Origin of the sequence: Photobacterium damselae subsp. damselae, from assembly GCF_038086725.1 — a bacterium.
In the GTDB taxonomy this organism is placed as follows: Bacteria; Pseudomonadota; Gammaproteobacteria; order Enterobacterales; family Vibrionaceae; genus Photobacterium; species Photobacterium damselae.
This window is the reverse complement of the sequence record NZ_CP146970.1, coordinates 1,965,541-1,989,867: the sequence shown is the minus strand read 5'-3', so window position 1 is coordinate 1,989,867 and position 24,327 is coordinate 1,965,541. Positions and strand designations below refer to the sequence as shown.

Genomic DNA, 24,327 nt, shown 5'->3' with positions numbered 1-24,327 from the left:
AAAACACCGTTCTTTATTGCTCTATAATCTTGAGTAGCGCATACTTTTTAAAAATCCAATTATGATATGGAGTGTGTCATGGTAGAAGAAACTATTTTTAGTAAGATTATCCGTCGCGAAATCCCAGCAGATATCGTTTATCAAGATGAACTAGTAACAGCATTTCGTGATATTAACCCTCGTGCGCCAAGTCACGTATTGATCATTCCAAATAAACTGATCCCAACGGTTAATCAGGTTCAAGTTGAAGATGAAATTATGATGGGCCGTATGTTTACGGTTGCGCGTAAAATCGCTGAGCAAGAAGGTATTGCTGAAGACGGTTATCGCCTGATTGTGAATTGTAATCCTCATGGTGGTCAGGAAGTGTATCATATTCACATGCACTTACTTGGTGGTCGTCCATTAGGTCCAATGTTGTTAGGCTAAGCTAAAGCTTAATACGCTAATAAAAACTGGTTAATGCTTTTTTGACCAGTTTTGTTATACCCAAGTGCCTTTAATCTGCACAGCGTATGGGTATATGGATGTTATTTGATGTGAGGTTAAAGGTGAGAGCGACTCTCTTATTGCTTTGTTCTTTATTTTTATCAGCATGTTCTGGTTCTCAAACTGGGTTGTCGTTGGCATCTAGTGATAATCATTTGGTAATTAGCGATCCATTTTTAGCCAGTAGTTTGTCTGTAGATGGACAGAAACAAGACATCTCTAACGGCGTTATGCATATTGTTGTGCCAGTTAAGAACTTAACTAACATGACGCTGAAATTAGAATATCAATTTTATTGGTATAATCAGCAAGGGTTAGAACTGAATGACAGTTTAGCTTGGCAAGCTTTGACTGTTAATGCGGGTAAAGTAGCAACGATTGCTGGTACGGCACCATCAGCCGATGCTATTCAATATCGAATTGGCATTCGTCAGTTAAACCCATAAATCTTCTTTATGATTCAAAGGCTTGTGGTTTTATATCAAGCTAATGCGTTTTAAATGATAACAATTAAAGGTAGCTCAATGAAAAAACATCTTGTCGCAGCTGTAGGTATGTCTGCATTGCTATTGGGTGGCTGTGCTCAGCAAGTTGATTATGGCAATATTTCTGATGTTTGGAATAAGCCTGAAACGAATGTACCTGCGAAGCCTCAACCTAAGCCTGATACAACAACGCCAGTAAATCCTCAGCCTAAGCCTCAACCACCACAGCAGAAAACAGATTTAAATGAGGTGGCAGAAAACCTGACTGAAAATATGTTGGCATCTGCGGCGGTTAAAAAAATCACTTCGGGCGCAGAGCCTGTGCTTTTTGTTAGTTCGATGCAGAATAAAACAACGAGCCATGTAAATAGTAAGCAATTGTTAAATACCGTAAAAGAGACGGTAGACGATTCAGGTAAATTTGCTTCTGTTGATAGCTCTCGTGTTAAAGAAGTGCGCCAGCAACTGAACTTTAGCAGTGATGATCAACTTGTAAACCAAAGTACAGCAATTCAGTTTGGTAACATGGTCGGTGCTCAATATATGCTGTATGGAAATGTGTCAAATACCAACAAACAAGTAGATGGACAATCAATGCCATTTTACCGTATGACAATGCGTTTGATGGATTTAAAGTCAGGCCTGATTGAATGGTCTGATAAGGCTGATGCACCAAATACAAACCCACAAGGCTGGTAAACTCAAGTGGTAAAAATAGGGGTAATGAGGTTCTATTATTGTGGCAAATAAGCAGTTTATTAATGGTTTTGATGCTGACATTATCCCTAATTTTCAGATTACATCGGCAATACCGTTATCTGGTGGTTTAACTAACCGTTGTTGGAAGCTGACCGGATATTATCAAGGTCGATTACTCACTGCTGTTTGGCGCCCCGTATCAGCAATCAGCCAAGCTTTTTCAGTCGATCGTCAGCAGGAGTTTTTGACTCTTCAGCAGCTAAGCGCATCTCTTGCTCCATTACCTATTTACTGTAATAACCAAGGTCTACTCGTAGAATGGTTAGAAGGAAAAGAAGCGGGTAAAGAGACCTCAGATAGTGAGATCCTTGAACTGCTGGTTCAGATTCATCAGCAACCTCTCCCGCAAACAACACTTGATCTTAAGCAGCGTTGTCAATATTACTGGGATCAGATCCCTGTAGAGCTTCATTCTCACCGTTTATTACAACTGCATTCTTGGTTTGCCCATTCCGTAATCCCAGAGTCTAAACAATTGGCATGTTGTCATTGTGATTTAGGACGTTATAACTTAATTAGAAAGGGGTCACGACTAAAGGTTATCGATTGGGAGTATGCCGCAGCAGGGGATGCTTTATTAGATTTAGCCTTAACGATTTTGGCCAATGATATGTCGATTGAAAGGGCTGTTACTCAATATTGCCAGCTCACAAAAAGTGAGTTCAACGTTATTTTAACTCAGGTGAACACATATCTGCCTTGGGGAATGTGGCTAGCCATTTTGTGGTATTACATTGGATATGAACAGTGGCAAGACAGTGAGTACCTTAATGCTGCGTTAGCATTACAACAAGAACTCATTCAGAGGTTAAGATTGGCTGACGATACTTAAGTTTGAGTAAGATTAAAGTCATGTTGCTTTTATTTTGCCAACAACGTCATAGTTTTGTATGTAACTCTTTCAATGTGGTTAAAACCTGATAGATTAAAATCTTAGGATGATACTAAAGCGAAAGGGGAAACAATGATTATTTATTTACACGGCTTTGATTCAACAAGTCCTGGTAATCATGAAAAGGTCTTACAACTGCAGTTTATCGACCCTGATGTACGCTTTGTTAGTTATAGTACGTTACATCCCAAGCATGATATGCAGCATCTTCTTAAAGAAGTACATAAACTCATTGAACAGTCGGATGATGAAAATCCTCTAATTTGTGGGGTGGGGCTGGGCGCTTTTTGGTCTGAACGTATTGGCTTTTTGTGCGGCATCAAGCAGGTAATGTTCAACCCAAACCTTAACCCTCAAGAGAATATGGAAGGAAGAATAGATAGGCCAGAGGAATATGCTGATATTGCGACAAAATGTGTTACAGATTTTCGTAAAAAAAATTCAGGTAAATGCATTTGTATACTTTCAACTAACGACGAAGTATTAGATAATCAGCAAACAAAAGATGCCCTAGACGATTACTATGAAATAGTCTGGGATGAGACACAAAGTCATAAATTTAAAAAGATCTCACAGCATCTACAAACAATAAAAGCGTTTAAACAAGCATAATCCATCATTACCTCCTACATCCCCAGACGGATCACCGATCCGTCTGTCTAATGTCCCTACACCGTTTACAGTACTCGATTGAACAGGCATTTGCTGCTTATCTTTACCAGATGGTTGTTCAATAAGGTATATAGCCAAGTATAAGTCAGTCAAAGCATAAAAATTAAACCAAATTAAGATACAAAATAAGAGGAAGATATGACACGAATTATCGTTGTTGGTGGTGGCGCTGGTGGTTTAGAGCTTGCGACCAAGTTAGGTCGAACTTTAGGCCGTAAGCGTCGTGCCCAGATCACACTTGTAGATAGAAAAGCAAGCCATCTATGGAAACCTCTTTTGCACGAAGTTGCTACTGGTTCTATGGACGCAGGAGTTGATGCAATCAGCTACCGTGCACACGCTAAAAATCACTCTTTTGATTTCCAAATGGGTAGCTTACAGGCTGTTGATCGCGAAGCTAAGAAGATCACATTAGCTGCGTTGTATAATAAGCAAAATGAACTGTTAATGCCTGAGCGTGAACTCGAATACGATATTTTGGTGCTAGCAATTGGTTCGATTTCGAACGATTTTAATACTCCTGGTGTACGAGAAAACTGTATTTTCCTCGATAGCCCAGAGCAGGCGCATCGTTTCAGAACACAAATGAATAACCAGTTCTTAAAGCTACACGCAAACAAAGATCAGCAAACAGTGGATATTGCGATTGTTGGTGCTGGTGCAACGGGTGTTGAATTATCTGCTGAGCTTCATAACGCGGTAAAAGAGCTGCAGAATTATGGTTTTGGTGATTTAGATAGCTCCCGTCTAAATGTGAATTTGGTGGAAGCGGGTGAGCGAATTCTTCCTGCTCTTCCTCCTCGAATTTCACAAGCAGCACACAGTGAGTTGACTAAATTAGGAGTACATGTTCGTACTGCGACTATGGTGACTAAAGCTGATGAAACGGGGTTAACAACCAAAGATGGTGAGCATATTCCTGCGCAAATTATGGTGTGGGCTGCTGGTATTAAAGTGCCTGACTTTATGAAAGATATCGCAGGGCTAGAAACCAACCGAATCAACCAACTTGTGGTAAAACCAACGCTACAAACAACGCGTGATGACGATATTTTTGTTATTGGTGATCTTGCATCCTGCCAACAAGAAGATGGCTCATTTGTTCCTCCTCGCGCTCAAGCGGCACACCAAATGGCAAGTCGTTGTTTCTCTAATATTGTTGCTAAGTTAAATGATCGCACCCTTAAGCCTTATGTTTACAAAGATCATGGCTCTCTTGTTTCACTTAGCCGTTTCTCTACGGTCGGTAGTTTGATGGGGAATTTAACTAAGGGCTCAATGATGGTAGAAGGACGCATTGCTCGTGTCGTTTATATCTCGCTGTATCGAATGCACCAAATGGCGCTACATGGGGTATTTAAAACGGGTCTTATGATGTTAGTCAGTCGAATTAACCGCGTATTACGACCAAATCTAAAATTACACTAAGTCCTTTAAAGTCCTAAAATTTTTAAGCCACGCAGAGTCATGTTTGCGTGGCTTTTTGCTATCACATACTTTCAGGTCGAAGCTGCTTAACTTTGAAAATAGCCTCTTTTCGGCATTTGACATCTATTTTTTTATACAGGTTATATATATGAGACTTAACGGTTGTTTCTGCAACAAATAATGTTTCAGCAATTTCTATATTGGTTTTTCCTTCTGTTAATAAGCCTAGAATTTGCTTTTCTCGCCGCGTCAATAAAGGTTGAGTTGGTAATAACCGTGTATCATTGCTCGGTTTATAATTTCGATAGTAATCAAGCATTTGCTCTAGAGTCTGTCTTGGTAGCCATAATCCATGCTCTATCACAACAGCGATACTTTTTATCAAATGTTCTATCGGCGAATCCTTTGACAGTATTCCTTTGACTTTAGGCCAAGATAGTAGGGTGTCTGTTGTAATATCTGTATCGATATTGAAAATTAGGATGGGCGTTTCAGAGTCTTTGGATTCCAGTAACTCATTAATATTTTTGTTTATTGAAATTGCATGATGATCAATGATAATAAGATCGTAAGATGACGTTTTAAAATCATAATTAAAATTGGATATATTCCTAAATGAAATATCATTGAGTCTATTGTTGTTAATTTGATTAATGATTAACTCGGTATTCATGGTTTTTAAGCCAATCAATAATATATTAAATTTTTTTGACTCATAGATTATCCTTATATGATTTTATCCAAACGAAAATATTATAGTGATAAAAGATAAATTGAGTATAGATTAAATCTAATACTTTTCTAAATTTATAGATAATAAATACTACTTGTATTCATACTTTTTTATTTTAGTAAGGGACTAGATTAATAGCATCTGAATGATATTGGCTTATTGTGATGCGATATTTCTGGCTATCTCTATTTTTTTTATCAACGGTTTCTAGTGCGTCTCCAACTAAATTGACATTGGATTTAGTTGGTGTAATTCCTGAAGTGTGCACAATGAAATTTCAAGATAATCAGACAGTTGAACTCTCATATGGAAAACCTCGATTGATTAATTTTGAAGTAAACTGTAATAGTCCTTTGAGTATGTCTGTTCAGTCTGACTTTGGTGGAATTAGACACAAAGAATATCATAATGAAGTGGTTCCCTATCAGTTAGGAATTGATATGGCTGGAGTGAATTATTTGAATATGACAAGTCATAAAATACAAAACAAGGTTCATATAGAATTTGGTGGTGATATTAATTTAAAGCAACAAGGTAGCGTTAATATTGCTTTATTAAGACCTATGTTATGGGCGGGAAATTATGAAGATACTTTATTTATAGATGTGTATCCAAATAGTTTTAAATGAAATGAGTGCCTATTTTTAAATACAATTTTAGAAATAGGTTCTTTAAATATTAAAGAGCTTACGTGTCATGGAAATAATTGTGACATAAATGAAATCGGCCTGCTGCAACAGGCCGGAAAAAACCGAAACACATGGAATGAAACGGAGTTTACAATGAAAAAGTTTAGCTTAAGTGTAATTGCAATGACAACTTTATTTTCTGCTGGTATGGCACAAGCGGGTGATGTGAAACTAAATGGTCATGTAGCACCTGTTTGTGAAATAAGAGGATTAACCAGCGCTATAGTTGATTTTGGTGATGTATCAACAGATCAAAAAACTGGTTCAGTATCTGGTCTAACATTCCAATGTAATGATTATGATGGAGCTACTGTGACCATGATCAGCGCAGAAGGGGGCTTAGAGTCTGATGATGCTGAAGATCATGCATTATCATATGAAGCCGTTCTTACTATTGGTAGTAATGTGAATACGTTTAATGCACCAGGTGGCTTTAATACCAATAATTACACTGAAACATACTCTCTATCAGGCTCAACGAGTTTAGCTGCTGGAATTGCCGGCCAAATTGATCTAACGACAACTCAATCGGCGCCATGGTCTGGTGGTTATTCTGACACATTAACTGTAGCAATTACCGCACAATAATCATCGAAAAGGTGCAGTAACAGGAGACTTGTATACTGCACCTATTTTAAGGGATAAGTATGGATAGGATATCAAAGATAATTAACATTGCTTTTATGATACTTATTGGTATGAGCCAATATGCTTATGCTTTTAAAGTACAGCCTATGGTTAGTGAGTTAGCTCCTATTGGAAGTGACTCGCAGCTGGTGATGAGGGTAGATAATGTTGATAAAAAGCCGCTTACAATAGAAGTCATTCCTTTTGAGTTGAAGATTGATGCTCAAGGAACAGAAACCTTAGTCCCTGCTGATGACGAGTTTTTAGCTGTTCCAGTGACTGCGGTTATCCAGCCAGGTCGTTCACAATCAGTGATGGTGAAATACGTTGGTGATCCAAGTATTGTCCAATCAAAAGCTTATCGCATTTCGTTTCGTCAAGTGCCAATTCAACTATCTGAACAAGAGAAAGGACAGCTAGGTCTATCTGTTCATATTAATACTTTAGTGAATGTGGCTCCTAAGAATAGTCAAAGTAAGTTAGCCGTTTCAGATATACAGTCTCAAGGCCAATTATGGCAAATGAAACTGACAAATAGTGGTAATAAATATGCTCGATTAAGTGAGACGACTTGGAAGGTTATCGATTCAAAAGGAAAACAACACAATCTTAATAAACAAAGTGTCGCGAAATTATCGGATAGTAATATCGTTCTACCAAAGTCAAATTTGATTATAACCATACCTAAGAAAAATGAATTTCAAAATAAGCCCAAAGCTATAGAGATTAAAACTGTGGCACAATAAATATTGATGAAAATAAGGATGCATATAATGAAAATGTTTTTATTATTTTTTGCTCTTTTTTCATCTTATGTGCTTGGTCTAGAAATATCTCCAATGGTTCAAGAGTGGAATCTATCAGAATCTCAGAGAAATAAGATGATTTCTCTCTATAATGACTCTAATCAACGAGTTGCTATCGAGGTGATTTCTTCCAATATTGATCAAGATAAGAATGATATTAATCATAAACTACAAGTGTTTCCTCCTGCTTTTCTTATTGAACCAGGAAAAAGACAGAATGTGATGTTAGTTTGGAGTGATAATTCTGTTTTGCAATCATCTCAGAGTTATTTTGTCTCTTTTATACAGCACCCAACCGCTAAAGATACTGAGGCTGGGATTCAGATTCGAATCCGATACAATGCTGTTGTTCATATTACATCAAATAATTTACTTGATTCGGTCAATGTTGTGAGTGTAGAAAATACCTCAACCGGATTAAATGCTGAAATTATTAATAGTGGTAATAAATACGCAAGACTAGAAGATTATCAGATGTCGTTAATTGATCTGCAAGGTAAGGCGTTTACCGTTACTTCTAGCCAAATATCACCAAACTCATTATTTTTATACCCACAACAAAAGAAATCACTTTTTATTGATACATCAGGAAGAAAAGTACGCTCAATAGAACTTATCAAGGACGATTAGTTATGCGAATACTGATTAGTATATATATTCTCCTTTGCCTGTTGGTTCTTCCTGCTGGGGCCGCAAAATTTAACCCTACATCACAACCGCTGGAGTTACAGACACTATTAACCATGAATGGTCATGCATTAGGTTCGGTATTAATTACTATCGATACCGATGATTCTATCTCGTTGGACAGTAAACAGACCCTTGAATTGTTATCACAATCTCTCAGTAGCGATATTATCAATCAGCTAAAGGGTGAGAGTAAGCAAGGTAGATTGACTCCTGATGACTTTAAACGTCAAGGTGTTGAGCTGGTATTTAATCCTGAATTATTTGAAATGCAGTTAACGATGCAAGAAGCTCAGCAAAAAGAGCATGCATTATCAGCAATCATGAAGCAACCAAATAGGAAATATCAGGCGGATGCAAAATTAAGTGGTTATCTGAATTCAAGAGCTGCTTTGGTACATGATGAATATGAAAATCAGCAGGCATCCGATTCAAATATTACTCAGTATTATCAATTTGAAACGGGCGTTCGCTGGAAGAAGAACTTTTTAACTTCAGAGTTTACTTTAGATGACGAAGATAGTGGCAATTGGCAATTTAAGCGCATAGGTACTCGATTAAGTCGAGATTTTTCTGATTCTGCAACTCGAATTACTCTTGGCGATTTTTATCAGCCTAGCGTGGGGTTCCAAGATAGCACTGATATTATCGGGTTATCGATTAGCCGTGATTATTCAGATATTCCAACTCGAAACGTTCGTCCAACAGCCAGTCAGCGTTTTACTTTACAAAGAACCTCTAATGTAGATGTGAAAGTCGATGGTATTATTGTGAATCGACTTACCTTAGCCCCTGGTTCTTATAATTTGCAAGATATTCCGCTGGCTGCTGGCAATAATAATGTTGAGCTTGTTATCAGTGATAATTATGGCAATAGTGAGACCTTGAACTTTAATATCGCGACTGGACGTGATTTATTAAAAGAAGGGGAATTTGAATACAGTTTAGGCTTTGGTGTTCCTGGTAACTTATCAAATCAAGGTATGGAATATGAAAATCAACGCCGGGTTATCAGTGGGTTTTATGAATATGGCTTAAACCCTTGGTTGACTTTAGGGGTCAATGGGCAATGGTTAATCTCCCGAGACTCAAATAAAAAAACAGATATTCAGCAATTAGGTCAGCGAACATTAGTTGCAACGTCAATTGGTACATTTGAAACGAATGTCGCATACAGTGATCATGACTATTATCATAGTGGTTGGGCGGCAAGTATTGGCTTTGATGCTGAGTTTCCAGCTAGGGATCAATTTAATCCTTCATTGAGTATTAAATATGAGTATTTTTCTCCTAATTTTGTAGGAATCAATGACGTCACATCTGATGCTGATACATATGAGTCAAATGGCACGTCGGATTTTTCGACGCTACAATCGGATCAACATGCCGTTACTCTGTACTTTGACAGTAATATTACCTCGACCTTAAGAGGATCATTATCTGGGGTCTATAGCTATTCTTATGATAATGATTATCGCTGGTCTATCAGTTCTGGATTATCAGCACCATTATTTTCAACAGCCGCTACATGGAATGTGACGGCTACTTATCAATATGAAAAGCGAACTGATGATGATCTGTCACTTCAGGCCATTGTCAGTTGGCCGCTAGGATATACAGGCCGCTGGATATCGAGTTACAACAGCTATAATCAGCAAGCGCAAAGTGAGTTGTCGTATCAGAAGAACTTGGGAAATACGGGAGGGATCTCAACATTTATTGGTGTCGAAAATAGCAAAGATACGGATGCTGCTATTGATGCTGGATTCTATTATACCGGTAATCGATTTGAGTTTAATGCCGATCATACAACCCGCTATGTTGACTTATCTGATACCGATCGAAGTCATGTTTCACGAGTTGAATTAGCCACAAGTGTTGCGTTTGCTGATGGCCAATGGGCGGTTGGTAGGCCGGTTAATGAAAGCTTTGCCATTATAAAGTCACATGCCAACCTCAAAGAACACTATATTGAAATCCAGCCTAATGATGATACAGCAAGGGCCAATAGTGATAATTTTGGCAATATGTTGATACCCGATCTTGTCGCGTACAGTGAGCAGCAGATTAATTATGATGTTGAAGATCTCCCCCCTGGATACTCTTTAGGTGAAGGATCTTTTGCTTTGTATCCTGAAAATGGCTCTGGTTATGCGCTTACTATAGGTAGTGATGATGTTATTACGGTAATGGGGGCTTTTGAGAATCCCAATAAACAGCCTTTAAGTCTTGCTGTTGGTTCGGCAACTTTACGTAATAATACCCAGTATGTTCCCATTGAATTTTTCACAAATCGCAATGGTAAGTTTGCTATCTCTGGGTTACGAGAAGGACATTACAGTATTCGTTTTGCTAAACATAATTTGTATTACGATTTACACATCAAAGAAAATAGCCCGTTGCTAATAAACCTTGGCACGATCAGTTTAAATAAACAAAATTAAGTGGGGAGGGACTATGAACCTCTGTCTTAGAAATACTCTTATTATAATACTATGTTTATTTTCATCATTTACGATGGCTGACTGTAATGCCCAGCTTAGAGCGATAACGTATTCTAGTGGTGGGGATCAGTATCAAGTTTTCGGTCAACACGTTAATGGGCTAACGCAACAATATTCATTAATTATTGAGGGGGGCGATCAGCGTTCATGCCCTCTGTTTTTGGTTATTGAACCTGCTGTATTTCCATGGGCTTTAATAAATCATGACAATAAACGGTTAGAATTTGATTTAGAGTTCAAACACAATCAAGTTCGTCAAGATAGTTCAAAAGTCATTGTAGATTTCTCGGGTGAAAATGAACGGATATCAACTCAGTTTTCTATCCGCTATCCAGCCGATCAAGTCGTCGCCTCTGGACAATATCAAGGGAGGCTAAAGTTTACCTTAACGGCAAATCCACATGAATTAAACCAGTACTATGATAAAGAAGAGTTAACACTGCAAGTTGCTGTGGTAAATACAATGAAGCTGAGTTTATACGGTATAACGGGACAATATTATCGTTGGGACTTAGGAGACTTAACACAATCTGGTATTCGTACAAATGCTCCTAATTTGTACATACAATCCACCGAAGATTTTTTTGTTGAAGTTTCTTCGCTAAACAAAGGTAATCTCCGACATCATTCGGGGCAAAGTAAATGGGATATACCGTATCAGTTATTGATCAACTCTAAGGTAATGAATTTACATCAGGTATCGAGTAAGCAGGGCTATCGGTTGCAACCAGATGGCATAAAAATACCAATTGAAGTGGAAGTTCCATCAGTTACCCAACAACGAGCAGGGGAATACCGTGATAGTGTGGAAATTATGATAACACCAACATTGGGCAGTTATTAATCACTGACTAAACGACATTCTTGTTCTGTTGTGTGAGTGCGTATGAAGCGAGCTTGGTCAATATTGGCCTTGATACCACAATAAAACTCACGGCAAGCACCTCCAATATCACTAAGTGAAATATCATCTTGAGTGACATTAATTTCTAATTCGCAATTAGGTGCTTCTTCTCTTACTTCTGGGGTTGGAAGGTAGCGTATGGTATCGCCAACCCAAATGCCCGATCCTTCCATTGCGCAAACGTGGGAATTAGTAGCAAATAATACTAATGAAAACTGAACAGTATGATTGGGGCCTTGAGTTAGGCTTAGGCAGTCAGATGCTTGCTCAGTTGACCATTGCTTAGTGTCTGATTGATAAGTTTGGATTTCATGAGCAGCATAATAATGGCGATATAAGTTTGGATCTTGCTCTAAGGAAGAAGACGCTTTTATTTGAGTTGTTATTAATAACCCAACAGAGAAAAGAATAAGAGATTGGTGAGATAAGCACTTCATAATAGTCCTTTAAAATGGCTGCATACCTAAGTCTTATTTATAGAATTTCGCACATTAAAGTGACTTAGGCATATATCTCAATTGTATTGATTAGATTGCTGTTTACTTAAAAATTAGCTGCTTAATTCTAAAAGTTGTGAACTCATACAAAAAAGCAGCTGGTCGAGTTGGGTTAATTAGTTAATTTTAAACAACTCTACGTCAAAAATTAGCGTTGAACCTGGTTTGATAATACCAGCGCTGTTATTACCATAGGCTAAATTTGCAGGGATGAATAAACGTACTTTTTCGCCTTCAACCATATATTGCAAACCTTCAGTCCATCCTTTAATCACTCGGTTTAACGGGAATGAAATTTTCTCGCCACGGTCAACAGAGCTATCAAATACTGTTCCATCGATCAAAGTACCATGGTAATGCACAGTAACGGTGTCCGTTGGCTTCGGATGCACAGTGCCAGTACCTGGTTGTAGCACTAAATATTGCAAACCTGACTCTGTTGTAATTACGCCAGGTTTTGTTTTGTTTTCCGCTAAGAATGCTTCACCTTGTTTAATATTCTCCGCTGCCAGTTGTTTATTGGTGTATGAACGATACAGAAAAAATGCAACCAGAACGGCAAGTAGAATTGCAAGAACCATTTTAGACACTGAGGTTTCCTTACTAAAAGACACACAAATTAATAGGGAGTTATGTTACCACACTCTTATTCAACATCTTGTGGAATGATAGAGTAGACATAACCTGGATTTGGAATATCGTTAACTAACACACGATTTCGCGAGATCGCTTCAAATTGAGCTCCACACGCCAGTGCGGTCTGTTGGCTTGGGATATTGTCCATATGAGTGACAATCTCAAGACGAGTAAGAGATAAATCTTCAAAACCAAAATGGATGATTGCTTGGCATGCTTCTTTAGCAATTCCTTGATGATGATAGCTAGAATGGATCCAATAGCCTAAGTTGGCGGAATTAAATAATGGCTGTAAACAGGTGAGTGCCACAGCCCCTAAGAGTTCGTCGCTGCGTTTATCAAATACGGCAAATTCATAGCCAGTATTGGTTTGCCAAGCAACAGAACTATTCGCAATCCACTCTTTGGCATCATCTTGGGTGAAATTGTAGTCACACCACTCTAACCAGGGTGATAGCTCGGCCATGGAATCATAAAGCGCTTGTAGAAAAGGAAACAGATCAACATCTTTAAATGGTCGGAGATAGAGACGTTCGGTTTCAAGGGTAAAATGTTGAGTCATCTTGTTGTCCACTAATGAGGCAAGATAGAAATTAAGAGTCTGCATTAAAATAAAGTATAACGAAGGAAGAACAACATAAAAGCCACCGAAGTTGTTCGATGGCCTTTACGATTGACTAGGCAGCTTGAGATAGTTGATCGACAAGATCATTAACAAACTTGATACGTTTTTGACGATCATTGTCGGTTAAGAAGATCTTAAGCTTTGTCGGTCCTTCCATTCGATAATATTGTGGCTGGGTTTGCAGTAAGTTAACCAAAATTGCAGGGTTAATATTGGCATCTTGGCTAAATTCGAAGTACCCACCTTTTTCGCCCGCTTCAATTTTGCGAATCCCAATTTTAGCGGCTTTCAACTTAATTTGATTTAATGCTAATAAGTTTTTGGTCGCTTCTGGTAATAGACCAAAGCGGTCGATCAGCTCAACTCGAATTTCATCAAGTTCGGTTTGATCTTTTGCGCTGGCAATACGTTTGTACATGGACAAGCGCGTATTGATGTCGGGCATAAAATCATCAGGTAGAAGAGCAGGCATTCTCAACTCAACTTCTGTTTGCTCTTTAAGCAGATCATCAAGAGAAGGCTCTTTACCTTCTTTTAATGCATCAACGGCTTGCTCTAGCATTTCCATAAACAGCGTAAAGCCAACGGATTGAATTTGTCCGCTTTGTTCATCGCCTAATAATTCACCTGCACCACGAATTTCTAGATCGTGAGTTGCCAAAGTAAATCCTGCACCTAAATCTTCAAGTGAGGCAATGGCTTCTAAACGTTTCACGGCATCTTTTGTCATACGCTTAGGATGAGGTGTGAGTAAGTAAGCATAAGCCTGATGGTGAGAGCGGCCAACACGGCCTCGTAACTGGTGTAATTGAGCCAAACCTAAGTTATCAGCACGATCCATAATAATGGTGTTAGCGGTTGGAACATCAATCCCTGTTTCAATGATGGTTGTACAAACTAACACGTTAAATCGTTGATGGTAAAAATCACTCATAATGCGCTCAAGTTCTCGTTCGCGCATTTGGCCGTGAGCAAAAGTGATTCGAGCTTCAGGTACTAGCTTACTGATATCTTCTACGGTTTTTTCAATGGTATCGACTTCGTTATGTAGGAAGTAAACCTGACCACCACGATTAATTTCACGTAAAATTGCTTCACGAACGATGGCGTCATCTTTCTCTCGAACAAAGGTCTTGATAGCTAATCGGCGAGCAGGCGGGGTGGCAATGATTGAAAGATCACGCATCCCACTCATAGCCATATTGAGAGTTCGAGGAATCGGTGTAGCAGTCAGTGTTAGAATATCAACGTTAGCTCGAATAGCTTTGATCTTCTCTTTTTGACGGACACCAAAGCGGTGCTCTTCATCTACAATTAATAGACCCAAATCATGGTATTTAACGGTGCTATTAAGCAGTTTATGAGTACCGATTAAGATATCAATCTTGCCTTCTTCAACATCGGCTAAAATCTGTTTTTGTTCTTTCGCTGTTTTAAAGCGAGAGAGAACTTCAACTCGAATTGGCGTATTAGCAAAGCGGTCTCGGAAGTTTTCGAAGTGCTGCTGGGCCAACAGTGTTGTTGGTACGAGGACTGTAACTTGTTTGTTGTTATCAACAGTAACAAATGCAGCTCGCATCGCGACTTCGGTTTTACCAAAGCCAACATCACCACAGACTAAACGATCCATGACCTTTGTTTGACACATATCAGACAACACCATATTAATTGCCAGTGCTTGGTCATGGGTTTCTTCAAATGGGAAGCCTGTACAGAAATCGGCATAGGCTTCACGATCGAGCTTAAATTTAAAGCCAGGTTTAAGTTCACGCTTGGCATAGACATCCAACAATTCTGCTGCAACATCTCGTACTTTTTCTGCAGCCTTCTTACGCGCTTTGGCCCATGCTTCACCGCCTAATTTGTGTATTGGTGCTGTTTCTTCGGCTCCGCCAGAATAGCGACTGATTAAATGAAGAGAGGCAACGGGCACATATAGTTTGGCACCGTTTTGGTACTCTAACGTTACGTATTCGGTTGTAATACCGCCAGCTTCTAGCGTTTGCAAGCCTTTATAACGACCGATACCGTGCTCAATATGAACAACGGGTTGGTCAATTTGCAATTCTGCTAAGTTACGAATGATGGTATCTGCGTTAACGGTTGTTCGTTTTTCTTCTCGACGACGACGCTGAGCAACACGCTCACCAAGAAGATCACTTTCACAGATAAAGGCAACATGAGGGGCGCTCAGTAAAAAGCCATTTTCAGCAGCACCAATAACCATGGTGTAATTTGATGGGCTTTCAACTGCTTCTGTTAAGTTGGCACAGACCATTGGTCGTAATTTGATTCGAGCCAGAAGATCGAGTAATGCTTCTCGACGACCTTCAGAGGCAACAGAAAAAATGACTTTACCTGTAAACTGTTCAGTAAAGCGGCGCAGTTCTGCTAATGGTTCTTTTAGCTGATGATTAATCGTTAACTCTGGCAGTTTGGTCAGGGCTGGATTGAAGCGATCCGCTTTATCAATATCGACACTCTCTTGCTGAATGCGCACTCTTGGCAACTGTTTAAAGCCAATGTGCATCTCATCTTTGGTTAACCAGAGCTCTTTAGGCTCAAGAAGCGGGCGGAGTGGATCGACTCGGCGTTGATCGTAGCGATAATTAGCATCGGCTAAGAATTGATCAACGGCAGGCTCAAGCTCACCTAATGTCACAAGCAATGTTTGTTGGGGTAAATAATCAAACAAGCTTTCGGTATGATCAAAAAATAGAGGTTGCCAGTATTCGATACCCGCAGGCCATGTTTTTTTACTGACTTGTTGATAAATCGACTCAGGTTCTCGGCGTGCCTCAAAACGTTCACGCCAACGTACACGGAAGCTTTCTACCGCTAGATCATCGGTTGGAAATTCATGAGCTGGCAGTAAATTAATATGCTCAATTTCACCCGTAGAACGTTGATTTTCAGGATCGAACTCACGAATGGAATCTACTTCATCATCAAAAAAATCAATACGATAAGGGTGATTACTACCCATTGGATATAGATCGAGTAGAGAGCCTCGACTAGCGTATTCACCATGCTCAATAACTTGATCCACATGGCGATACCCGGATGCTTCTAACTGTAGGCGTAATTTCTCTAAGGAGAGGCGATCACCTTTTTTGACGATGAGAGCATGCTGGTGGAGGTATTCTCGCGGCGTTAATCGTTGCAGCAGCGTACTAATGGGTACGAGCAGTACCCCAGACTCTTGCGTTGGCAGTTGATATAGTCGAGCTAAGCGATCCGAGATGATATCTTGATGGGGGGAAAAGTTGTCATAAGGCAGCGTTTCCCAATCAGGAAAGATAGTGACATCAGTATGGGTAAACTGACTAATCTCTGGTTGTAGTCTGACTGCTGTTTGGCTATCTGGCACCACAGCAAGTATGGGACCGTTATGGTTAGCCGCTAATTCAGCAATCGATAATGCAAGTGCTGCACCAGATAGGTTGCCAACATAGCTACTTTCTCCCGCTTTTTTCGGAAGAGGAATTGAGAGTATTGTATTTTGTTTCATCATTCTTTTATCGTATTTGAGCGTTGTTGAGCACGTTGACGTAGTAGTTTTTGCTGTTGATGTAACGCAGCTCGAATCAGTAAATCTTTATCTTCTTCTTGGAGGCGAACATAGCGTAATTCAACCTCAAATTGATTATTTGCTAAAAGTTCACAGCGGCTGACTTGGGCATAACTGTAGATAGCTGCTGGTGGGTAGTCTAAGAAGAGTGTGGTTTGAACATATTGGTTTACTGCAAGCGGTTGGGTTGCAATATAGTTTAATTTGCTTGCACCAAATGACGTTGTATAAAAACGGTGTTTGGCATCATCTTGTTGCGATAAAACGTAAGAGAGCAGTAGGTTAATTTTGCTGTTTTGCGCGAATAGGTATTGGACAATCGCGGCATTTTCATCTTGTGAAATACCTTTTAGTAACCGTTCTGCTTGCTCTTCTTGTTCTGAGCACTCACTGGCAACACGAAACAGTGGAGGAATTTCCTTCACAAAGGTTTGATGGTCGGGCAAGGTTACCCCGTCCTCAAGAGGGTATACATTAATTTTTAAATCATAATGTACGGAAAAATACTCATCCTGATTCATTTTATGCCTTTAAACTAATAACTCAGATTCAAGTCTAATTAAGGATTATTGCCTAGGCTTATGCAAGCCGCAAGTCTAGAACCCAAGTTGGGGGGTAATTAGTTCCTGTTTTTACATTAGTTTTACCTCTTTGCATGGTATTCCATAACTCGAACAGGTATTCTAGAGCTATTCATTTAAGGGAGTGATTTCACTAGGTTATGTTTCATCCAGTCTCTTTTTTTATAGGGTTACGCTATTTAAGAGGTCGCTCAGGCGATCGCTTTAGTCGTTTCGTCTCCTATATGTCTACTGCCGGTATTACTATTGGTGTTATGGCTCTTGTTACTGTTTTATCAGTGATGAATGGTTTTGAAGATCAACTGAAAAGCCGTATTTTAGGGGTATTACCACAGGCTGTAATTACCGATGCGAGTGGTCGTATGCTTGAGAGTGATAGCGCTCCAGCCGTACTGACTCAAATGGATCACGTGACTAAGGTTGTTCCAATTACCCGAGGTGAGGTCGTCATTCAGAGTGCTCAGTCGATTTCGGCGGGGACCATGTTGGGTATTGATCCTAATAAATATGAAGTTATCGCCGATCATATGGTTCTTGGCGCTCTCGATAAATTAACACCTAATAGTTTTAATGTTGTTATTGGTCAAGCGTTAGCTGTTCAATTAGGGGTTAGAGTAGGCGATCAAATCCGATTAATGGTTACGAGTGTCAGTCAATATACTCCTTTAGGTCGAATTCCAAGCCAGCGTAAATTTACCGTGGTGGGGGTTTATGATACGGGCTCAAACGTTGATGAAGAGCTGGTGTATACCAATATTCAGGATGCAGGTCGTTTATTGCACTTTAAATCGGATCAAATGAGTGGTTGGCGTCTGTATCTTGATGATCCTTTTGTTGTCACTGAATTAGAACAGCAACCTTTACCTAACCATTGGCAATGGACCGATTGGCGAGCTCAACGTGGCGAGTTATTCCAAGCGGTTAAAATGGAAAAGAATATGATGGGATTAATGCTGGGTCTTATCATCGGCGTTGCCGCATTTAATATTATCTCTGCGCTGATTATGGTGGTGATGGAGAAACAGTCTGAGGTTGCGATTTTAAAAACCCAGGGTATGACTAACCATCAGATCCTCGCCATTTTTATGGTTCAAGGATCGAGTAGTGGGGTAATTGGTGCTGTATTTGGCGGCATTCTAGGTACATTACTCTCTGTTAATTTAAATACGGTGATGTCGATAATTGGCGTTCGTCTTTCAGCCATTGGTGGCTCTTTACCTGTTGTTATTGAGCCTGTTCAGATCATCATTGTTATAATTGGCGCTATTTTATTAAGTTTACTTGCAACGGTATTCCCATCATACCGAGCTGCATCTGTTCGTCCTGCTGAGGCACTACGTTATGAATAATTCATTATTACATTGTCATCACCTGCGTAAGGTGTATCAAGAGGCTCAGCTTGAGACTGAAGTATTAAAAGAAGTTGAATTTTCAATTGAAGACAGTGAGTTAGTCGCTATTGTTGGCTCTTCAGGTTCAGGCAAAAGTACCCTATTGCATATTTTAGGGGCATTGGATGAGCCAACCGATGGTGAAGTCTTCTTTAAAGGGACTCGGTTAGATTCATTAAGTGCGAATAAACAAGCTAAATTACGTAATAAACAGATTGGCTTTGTGTATCAATTTCATCACTTATTATCCGATTTTACTGCAACAGAAAATGTGGCAATGCCATTGTTGATTGGTGGGGTGAGTGTTGCTGAGGCCCGTCAGTGTGCTCATGACATGTTAGAATTAGTGGGCCTTAAACACCGTTTAGAACATCGTCCATCGGAACTCAGTGGTGGTGAACGTCAACGTGTTGCTATTGCAAGAGCATTGGTGAATAAACCGGCTATTGTTTTGGCCGATGAGCCAACGGGTAACTTAGATCATAAAACTGCAGTCGAGATTTATGATTTGATGCGTAAACTCAATCAAGAGTCGGGAACAGCTTTCTTGGTCGTGACGCATGACAAAGAGTTGGCAAGCAAACTTGACCGTTGTATGCATATGAAAGATGGTGTGTTAACACAAGTTGAGGCGGTGTAATGTTTCGACCTTTATCTCTCTATATAGGTAGCCGATTTAGCCGAGCGAAGAAACGAAATCGGATGGTATCGTTTATTTCAATGTCATCAACCATTGGTATTGCGGTTGGTGTTGCCGTGATTATTCTTGGTTTATCGGCGATGAATGGTTTTGAACGAGAGTTACAAAATCGAGTTCTTGCGGTCATTCCTCATGGTGAATTAGAAGCAGTTAAGCCACCATTACAAGATTGGCAACCTATTATTAAACGCGTTGAACAGAGCCCGTTAGTGACAGGTGCTGCGCCTTATGTGCAGTTCACTGCTTTGTTAGAAAAAGGGGCAAAACTTAAGGCGGTTGGAATACGAGGTGTTGATCCAAAAGATGAAACTAAGGTTAGTGCTCTGCCTAAGTTTGTTCTTGATAATGCTTGGTCGAATTTTAAAGCTGGGCATAAAGAGATCATCATTGGTCAAGGTATTGCTAATAAACTGAAGGTGAAACGAGGCGATTGGCTAACGGCCATGATTCCAAGCGCGGATCCTGATGCAAAACTTAAAGCTCCCCATCGTATTCGTCTCCAAGTTGCAGGAATTTTAGCACTTGGTGGTCAAATAGATCACACCTTGGCGATTGTACCGTTACAAGATGCTCAGCAGTATTTGGATATGGGAGATGGCGTATCGGGTATCTCTTTGAATGTGACCGATGTTTTAAATGCACAGCACATTGTAAAAGAGGTAGGGTATACGCTGCCTGTTTATGTGTATTTGAAAAGCTGGACTCAGAAATTTGGTTATCTATACCGAGATATTCAGATGGTTCGCACTATTATGTACCTAGTGATGGTGCTGGTAATTGGTGTGGCCTGTTTTAATATTGTATCGACTTTGATGATGGCTGTTAAAGATCGTTCTGCTGATATTGCGATTTTACGTACCATGGGGGCGCAAGATCGTCTCATTAAATCGATTTTTGTTTGGCATGGACTAATGTCGGGTGTAGTGGGTAGCTTAATTGGGGCGGTTGTCGGGTCACTTTTGGCGATAAACTTAACGGCTATTGTCAAAGTCATTGAAAAACTAGTTGGTCATCGTTTTCTTTCTGGTGATATCTACTTTGTTGATTTCTTGCCGACGCAGCTATCTATCCATGATGTCATTTTGGTTTCGATAACGGCTATTTTGCTTAGTTTAGTTGCAACGTGGTATCCAGCAAGGCGAGCCAGTCGATTACATCCTGCTCAAGTATTGAGTGCTAAATAGTACCAGTTGAAAAACGGATGTTATAGAATTTATTAAAGCTCTCATTAGATGGGAGCTTTTTTTGTTATTTATTTTTGATAAACCTATTCGATTTAACCAAGTGAGTAGCTCCCTCTAATAAAAAGTGTCTTTTTTACATAAAATATCTGCAAAATTTGTGAAAATTAGCTGCTGCTTTAAACAGTTATTTTATTTGCCAGCCATAATAAAAAATAAAGTAATTTCAGATGTTACATATTGCAAATACTATGCTGTTTTATTCAGCGTATATCGTGTTGTAAATTAATTAATGTCACGTAAATGTCAGAAATTTCTTAAATTCATCATTTAGGTGTCTTTTTATAAAATAAATTATGAATGTTGTTCATTTGAACAAAAACTGAACAGGGAAGGGTTCACAACAGCGAAAAGTCGTGCTAATTTACGCTCCGAATTTCAGACAAGTGAAGCAAAAGACAAATATATTATGAATTATAGAATGTCTTGTGCTATCCATAATGGGTAGCTTATTGGCTTGTCTCTACTTATATAATGGAATTTAGGAATTACAATGAAAAAGAATGCACTAAGCCTTCTAGTGGCTCTAGCAGTTATTGCTCCAGTTGCAGCTCAAGCAGCAGTTCAACTACCAGCTGGTACTCAGGAACTAGGTATCCAGGGTAACGCGAAACTAGGTAGCGGTTGGGATCTAAACCTAAATGGTTCTTACGGTACTTTCGTTAAAGATAACTGGGAAGTGGGTGGTACTGCTTCTATCCGTGCTAAAGATGAGAATGATCAATTTAGTGGTAAAGTAGGTGTGTTCACTGAGTACAACTTCGTTAACTCTACTAACTGGGTTCCTTACGTTGGTGCAGCAACTGAGCTTGCTGGCCTGAGCTACAGCGAAGACAAAGGTATACACGACGAAAACTTTGGTAAAGACGGTGACTCTTGGGCTCTTAACATCAAACTAGCGGCTGGTGTTAAATACTTCATCAACCCTAACGTTGCTCTAACAGCTGAAGCGAACTACAACATCGCAACTGACGATATCGACTTCTCTGGCGACAAAGCTAAAGATAGCCTAACTAACATCGTATTCGGTACTCGTTTCTACTTCTAATTTGAAGTTATTCGAATCCTATATTAAACCCGCCGCAAGGCGGGTTTTTTTGTATCAGAAACCAAAACGAGGAGAGCTATTTTACTGGTTCAATAAATAGAGGGTAATTACGGATAAGATAATGGCTTGATGGTTGAGATGGGCTAAAATAGATACTTCAAAATACTCCAAGTCTTTAGGTTCGAATTCAACTTTGAAGAGCTCATCTTTCTAACTAAAATTTACCTTTAGACTCGGCTCTGTTAGTTCTATTAAAAGAAAAAGGCTACCGAAGCAGCCTTAATATATACAACCTGTTAAATATTACTTAATAGATTGTTCTACTTGAGTTTGATTCATTTCTGCATTACGTTTTTTTCTGCGTAATAACCAACCTGCTAATACACTGCAAACGGCAACCGCTAAAGTAATCAAAGGGGCAACCATCAAAATAATCGTAACCACATGAGCTACTTTTTCTGGTAAGAATTTCAATGAATAACCAAAACCAGTCAGTAGACCAACCCACGCGGTTGCACTTACCCATGTGAAGCGATAAAAATGCGTTTTGCTCTTAACTCGCAGACCCATCATAAGTGGTAGTAATGGGCGTACAACAGGGATAAAACGAGCTACAAATAATGCTACTAAACCATGTCGCATCAATAAGCTATCAACAGTTTGCATCCGGTGTGGTGGAACCATCTTAACCCAACGCTGAACTTTAGGTAGATGATCTAACCAACGTCCTTGTAGGTAAGCTAGCCAGCTACCAGTTGCAGACGCAGCTACTAGTAAAATAAATATTACTTTATAGTCAATAATACCCATCGCACCTAATGTGCCTGAAAGTATAACAATGCTGTCACACGGAAGAGGAGCAGCTGGTAAAAATGCACTTTCAAGCCAAATGACGAATGTAACGCAGAAATAGATCATTAAGACACTTTCTGGATTTTTTAGCGCAACAAAATCTTGATGCCACAGTGCTGTGAATATGGATAGAAATGAATCTAGCATCAAAGTTTCCTTAAAATTAGAGTTATAAATTTAAAAACAACAAGCTTATGAAACGAATGGCTCTCTACGGCTGTGGCCAAATCGAAATTGTAAATTACTGATTCGCCAGCCATTAAGCACAAATGGAGGGTTGATATGGCTAATTACGCGTTGTTGAGCAAGTTTGGCGACAAAAATCTTATGCTCAAAGTAATTTCGAACCAAATCAAAAGAGGAAACTCTATCTGGATTGTCGGTTGATGGCTCTATATCTGGTTTTGATTCATTACGAACAAACCGAGAATTTGGCACATATTGTACTTTATCATCATTGTGAATATTTGAATTCAGACTTACTTCATAGCGGTACAAACCTATATTTTTAGGCTGACCAAGCTCGACCGTAACTGAAGACAGTAACAGCGAACAAGTAATGAAGAGAAATGAAGTAAATCTACACAATTTAACGACTCAATATGAGTAATCTACCGACTCCGAACATTTTATTGCTAATAGATTTGATATGCAAAGGCTATATCAGCAAAAATAACGAAGATAGCCTATTAAGTATAAAAACCTTAGATTTCAGGCTGGATAGAGAAAAAATCATTGAATCTGAAATTGATTATGCTCTTTATGTATTAGGGTTGTCATAAGGTAATGTTAGGTAGAGCGATAGCTGAGGTTATGGCGAAGTAAGGGAGCATTAGAAGCTCCCTTTGATATTTAAACAACTACTGGATTTTATTTGCTTGTTTTTTCAGTTGTGAGCCTAGGAAAATAAAGCTAAAGCCTTCAAATAGTAATGAAACACCAATAAAGATACCTAGTAGAGAAAGAGAGAACTGAGGATCATCAAGCAAGGTAAAGAAATAAATACCAATAGCAGTTGAAATAATACCGCTAAGAACAATCCACTTACCACCTGGTAGGGCACGGTTTGTTAAACCAAATACTACACGAGTACCACCGTTGAAGATCATGGTCACAACCATCAACATTGTGATAGTAACCAATCCTGCTAATGGCTTGAATAAGATAAATAGACCACCAACGATATAAAGAACTGCAGCTAGAACGTACCAAAGTTTAACGTTCCACTGTTTAATACTGAAGGTATGGTAAGCCTGAACTAGACCACTAAATAAGAAGGTTGCACCGATGATTGTGGTAATTGTTACACCAGCAACAACGGGTAAACTGATCGCACATAAACCCGCGATGCTAATTAGAATGCCAACAATAAAGAACCATTTCCATCCTTTAGAGAGCATTGAGTGCATTGGACTTTCCATATAAACCTCTAATTTATTAAGCTGTTTTGTATTATAGATGATGACATTAACGGTAAAGTTTTTTGTCTTGGTTAACAATAATAATACAG

General features: G+C 39.2%; 25 protein-coding genes. 16 read left to right on the top strand and 9 right to left on the bottom strand.

Going from position 1 to position 24,327, the window contains the following annotated elements:
* Positions 1–78 precede the first annotated feature (78 nt).
* The 6 genes from hinT to WAX86_RS08905 all read left to right on the top strand — a co-directional run bounded on the left by hinT (position 79) and on the right by WAX86_RS08905 (position 4,725).
* Positions 79–429, top strand: a complete 351-nt coding sequence (gene hinT / locus WAX86_RS08930; protein WP_005298803.1) for a purine nucleoside phosphoramidase — start codon at positions 79–81, stop codon at positions 427–429.
* Positions 430–551: 122 nt separating this feature from the next.
* Entirely contained in the window at positions 552–935 is a 384-nt protein-coding gene (locus tag WAX86_RS08925) for a YcfL family protein (RefSeq protein WP_168443777.1), read from the top strand.
* 78 nt (positions 936–1,013) lie between these two features.
* Positions 1,014–1,673: a penicillin-binding protein activator LpoB gene (gene lpoB / locus WAX86_RS08920; protein WP_005298805.1), complete on the top strand. Its 660-nt coding sequence runs from the start codon at positions 1,014–1,016 to the stop codon at positions 1,671–1,673.
* A gap of 40 nt (positions 1,674–1,713) precedes the next feature.
* The gene (locus WAX86_RS08915; RefSeq protein ID WP_341488666.1) at positions 1,714–2,565 is read left to right on the top strand and encodes a phosphotransferase; all 852 of its coding nucleotides are present in this window, start codon (positions 1,714–1,716) and stop codon (positions 2,563–2,565) included.
* A 132-nt stretch (positions 2,566–2,697) separates the two neighbouring features.
* Positions 2,698–3,237, top strand: a complete 540-nt coding sequence (ycfP, locus tag WAX86_RS08910; RefSeq protein ID WP_036763628.1) for an alpha/beta hydrolase YcfP — start codon at positions 2,698–2,700, stop codon at positions 3,235–3,237.
* Positions 3,238–3,435: 198 nt separating this feature from the next.
* Complete coding sequence (locus WAX86_RS08905; RefSeq protein WP_065170364.1) at positions 3,436–4,725, top strand: NAD(P)/FAD-dependent oxidoreductase; 1,290 nt, start codon at positions 3,436–3,438, stop codon at positions 4,723–4,725.
* Between the two features lie 61 nt (positions 4,726–4,786).
* Here the strand turns inward: WAX86_RS08905 and WAX86_RS08900 are convergent, their stop codons facing one another.
* Complete coding sequence (locus tag WAX86_RS08900) at positions 4,787–5,398, bottom strand: response regulator transcription factor (RefSeq protein ID WP_341488665.1); 612 nt, start codon at positions 5,396–5,398, stop codon at positions 4,787–4,789.
* A 329-nt stretch (positions 5,399–5,727) separates the two neighbouring features.
* Here WAX86_RS08900 and WAX86_RS08895 point away from each other — a divergent pair, with 329 nt between their 5' ends.
* From WAX86_RS08895 to WAX86_RS08870, 6 genes are all read left to right on the top strand, one after another.
* Entirely contained in the window at positions 5,728–6,087 is a 360-nt protein-coding gene (locus WAX86_RS08895) for a hypothetical protein (protein WP_341488664.1), read from the top strand.
* Positions 6,088–6,240: 153 nt separating this feature from the next.
* Positions 6,241–6,735 (top strand): hypothetical protein, encoded by a 495-nt coding sequence (locus tag WAX86_RS08890; protein WP_106223721.1) that lies wholly within the window; start codon positions 6,241–6,243, stop codon positions 6,733–6,735.
* A 59-nt stretch (positions 6,736–6,794) separates the two neighbouring features.
* Entirely contained in the window at positions 6,795–7,520 is a 726-nt protein-coding gene (locus tag WAX86_RS08885; protein WP_239971917.1) for a molecular chaperone, read from the top strand.
* Between the two features lie 27 nt (positions 7,521–7,547).
* A complete protein-coding gene (locus WAX86_RS08880; RefSeq protein ID WP_341488663.1) occupies positions 7,548–8,210 on the top strand; it encodes a fimbria/pilus periplasmic chaperone in 663 nt (220 codons plus the stop codon).
* Between the two features lie 2 nt (positions 8,211–8,212).
* Positions 8,213–10,711, top strand: a complete 2,499-nt coding sequence (locus WAX86_RS08875) for a fimbria/pilus outer membrane usher protein (RefSeq protein ID WP_341488662.1) — start codon at positions 8,213–8,215, stop codon at positions 10,709–10,711.
* Positions 10,712–10,724: 13 nt separating this feature from the next.
* A complete protein-coding gene (locus tag WAX86_RS08870; RefSeq protein WP_341488661.1) occupies positions 10,725–11,615 on the top strand; it encodes a hypothetical protein in 891 nt (296 codons plus the stop codon).
* Here WAX86_RS08870 and WAX86_RS08865 read toward each other — a convergent pair.
* The 5 genes from WAX86_RS08865 to WAX86_RS08845 all read right to left on the bottom strand — a co-directional run bounded on the left by WAX86_RS08865 (position 11,612) and on the right by WAX86_RS08845 (position 17,525).
* Positions 11,612–12,112, bottom strand: a complete 501-nt coding sequence (locus WAX86_RS08865) for a hypothetical protein (protein ID WP_068947383.1) — start codon at positions 12,110–12,112, stop codon at positions 11,612–11,614. The genes WAX86_RS08870 and WAX86_RS08865 overlap by 4 nt on opposite strands.
* A 176-nt stretch (positions 12,113–12,288) precedes the next feature.
* A complete protein-coding gene (locus tag WAX86_RS08860; RefSeq protein WP_036763637.1) occupies positions 12,289–12,762 on the bottom strand; it encodes an FKBP-type peptidyl-prolyl cis-trans isomerase in 474 nt (157 codons plus the stop codon).
* Between the two features lie 56 nt (positions 12,763–12,818).
* Positions 12,819–13,370 (bottom strand): GNAT family N-acetyltransferase, encoded by a 552-nt coding sequence (locus tag WAX86_RS08855; RefSeq protein WP_005298825.1) that lies wholly within the window; start codon positions 13,368–13,370, stop codon positions 12,819–12,821.
* Positions 13,371–13,485: 115 nt separating this feature from the next.
* Positions 13,486–16,944, bottom strand: a complete 3,459-nt coding sequence (gene mfd, locus WAX86_RS08850; protein WP_341489379.1) for a transcription-repair coupling factor — start codon at positions 16,942–16,944, stop codon at positions 13,486–13,488.
* The gene (locus tag WAX86_RS08845; protein ID WP_005298829.1) at positions 16,944–17,525 is read right to left on the bottom strand and encodes a hypothetical protein; all 582 of its coding nucleotides are present in this window, start codon (positions 17,523–17,525) and stop codon (positions 16,944–16,946) included. Before WAX86_RS08845 ends, mfd begins: the two co-directional genes overlap by 1 nt.
* 200 nt (positions 17,526–17,725) lie before the next feature.
* On the opposite strand from WAX86_RS08845, the gene lolC reads away from it, so the two are divergent.
* From lolC to WAX86_RS08825, 4 genes are all read left to right on the top strand, one after another.
* Positions 17,726–18,934 carry a lipoprotein-releasing ABC transporter permease subunit LolC gene (gene lolC, locus WAX86_RS08840; RefSeq protein ID WP_272468541.1) on the top strand — a complete coding sequence of 403 codons (1,209 nt, stop codon included), beginning with the start codon at positions 17,726–17,728 and terminating at the stop codon, positions 18,932–18,934.
* Complete coding sequence (lolD, locus tag WAX86_RS08835; protein WP_341488660.1) at positions 18,927–19,616, top strand: lipoprotein-releasing ABC transporter ATP-binding protein LolD; 690 nt, start codon at positions 18,927–18,929, stop codon at positions 19,614–19,616. Before lolC ends, lolD begins: the two co-directional genes overlap by 8 nt.
* On the top strand, positions 19,616–20,860 hold the full coding sequence (gene lolE / locus WAX86_RS08830; protein WP_005298832.1) for a lipoprotein-releasing ABC transporter permease subunit LolE: 1,245 nt from the start codon (positions 19,616–19,618) through the stop codon (positions 20,858–20,860). The genes lolD and lolE overlap by 1 nt, the downstream gene beginning before the upstream one ends.
* A 550-nt stretch (positions 20,861–21,410) precedes the next feature.
* Entirely contained in the window at positions 21,411–21,965 is a 555-nt protein-coding gene (locus WAX86_RS08825; protein WP_341488659.1) for an outer membrane beta-barrel protein, read from the top strand.
* A gap of 303 nt (positions 21,966–22,268) precedes the next feature.
* On the opposite strand, the gene WAX86_RS08820 is transcribed toward WAX86_RS08825, so the two are convergent.
* From WAX86_RS08820 to WAX86_RS08810, 3 genes are all read right to left on the bottom strand, one after another.
* Complete coding sequence (locus WAX86_RS08820; RefSeq protein WP_341488658.1) at positions 22,269–22,964, bottom strand: DedA family protein; 696 nt, start codon at positions 22,962–22,964, stop codon at positions 22,269–22,271.
* Between the two features lie 45 nt (positions 22,965–23,009).
* Complete coding sequence (locus tag WAX86_RS08815; protein WP_036763641.1) at positions 23,010–23,255, bottom strand: hypothetical protein; 246 nt, start codon at positions 23,253–23,255, stop codon at positions 23,010–23,012.
* Positions 23,256–23,677: 422 nt separating this feature from the next.
* Positions 23,678–24,238 (bottom strand): HdeD family acid-resistance protein, encoded by a 561-nt coding sequence (locus WAX86_RS08810; protein WP_036764941.1) that lies wholly within the window; start codon positions 24,236–24,238, stop codon positions 23,678–23,680.
* Between the last annotated feature and the right edge of the window lie 89 nt (positions 24,239–24,327).

What these genes read in the sequence shown, in the direction of transcription:
- WAX86_RS08905 (WP_065170364.1), top strand. Translation starts at nt 3,436, where the DNA reads ATGACACGAATTATCGTTGTTGGTGGTGGCGCTGGTGGTTTAGAGCTT.
- WAX86_RS08855 (WP_005298825.1), bottom strand. Translation starts at nt 13,370, where the DNA reads ATGACTCAACATTTTACCCTTGAAACCGAACGTCTCTATCTCCGACCA.
- WAX86_RS08880 (WP_341488663.1), top strand. Translation starts at nt 7,548, where the DNA reads ATGAAAATGTTTTTATTATTTTTTGCTCTTTTTTCATCTTATGTGCTT.
- WAX86_RS08890 (WP_106223721.1), top strand. Translation starts at nt 6,241, where the DNA reads ATGAAAAAGTTTAGCTTAAGTGTAATTGCAATGACAACTTTATTTTCT.
- WAX86_RS08865 (WP_068947383.1), bottom strand. Translation starts at nt 12,112, where the DNA reads ATGAAGTGCTTATCTCACCAATCTCTTATTCTTTTCTCTGTTGGGTTA.
- WAX86_RS08870 (WP_341488661.1), top strand. Translation starts at nt 10,725, where the DNA reads ATGAACCTCTGTCTTAGAAATACTCTTATTATAATACTATGTTTATTT.
- lolE (WP_005298832.1), top strand. Translation starts at nt 19,616, where the DNA reads ATGTTTCGACCTTTATCTCTCTATATAGGTAGCCGATTTAGCCGAGCG.
- WAX86_RS08825 (WP_341488659.1), top strand. Translation starts at nt 21,411, where the DNA reads ATGAAAAAGAATGCACTAAGCCTTCTAGTGGCTCTAGCAGTTATTGCT.
- WAX86_RS08845 (WP_005298829.1), bottom strand. Translation starts at nt 17,525, where the DNA reads ATGAATCAGGATGAGTATTTTTCCGTACATTATGATTTAAAAATTAAT.
- lpoB (WP_005298805.1), top strand. Translation starts at nt 1,014, where the DNA reads ATGAAAAAACATCTTGTCGCAGCTGTAGGTATGTCTGCATTGCTATTG.
- mfd (WP_341489379.1), bottom strand. Translation starts at nt 16,944, where the DNA reads ATGAAACAAAATACAATACTCTCAATTCCTCTTCCGAAAAAAGCGGGA.
- WAX86_RS08895 (WP_341488664.1), top strand. Translation starts at nt 5,728, where the DNA reads ATGAAATTTCAAGATAATCAGACAGTTGAACTCTCATATGGAAAACCT.
- ycfP (WP_036763628.1), top strand. Translation starts at nt 2,698, where the DNA reads ATGATTATTTATTTACACGGCTTTGATTCAACAAGTCCTGGTAATCAT.
- lolC (WP_272468541.1), top strand. Translation starts at nt 17,726, where the DNA reads ATGTTTCATCCAGTCTCTTTTTTTATAGGGTTACGCTATTTAAGAGGT.
- WAX86_RS08820 (WP_341488658.1), bottom strand. Translation starts at nt 22,964, where the DNA reads ATGCTAGATTCATTTCTATCCATATTCACAGCACTGTGGCATCAAGAT.
- WAX86_RS08810 (WP_036764941.1), bottom strand. Translation starts at nt 24,238, where the DNA reads ATGGAAAGTCCAATGCACTCAATGCTCTCTAAAGGATGGAAATGGTTC.
- hinT (WP_005298803.1), top strand. Translation starts at nt 79, where the DNA reads ATGGTAGAAGAAACTATTTTTAGTAAGATTATCCGTCGCGAAATCCCA.
- WAX86_RS08885 (WP_239971917.1), top strand. Translation starts at nt 6,795, where the DNA reads ATGGATAGGATATCAAAGATAATTAACATTGCTTTTATGATACTTATT.
- lolD (WP_341488660.1), top strand. Translation starts at nt 18,927, where the DNA reads ATGAATAATTCATTATTACATTGTCATCACCTGCGTAAGGTGTATCAA.
- WAX86_RS08875 (WP_341488662.1), top strand. Translation starts at nt 8,213, where the DNA reads ATGCGAATACTGATTAGTATATATATTCTCCTTTGCCTGTTGGTTCTT.
- WAX86_RS08900 (WP_341488665.1), bottom strand. Translation starts at nt 5,398, where the DNA reads ATGAATACCGAGTTAATCATTAATCAAATTAACAACAATAGACTCAAT.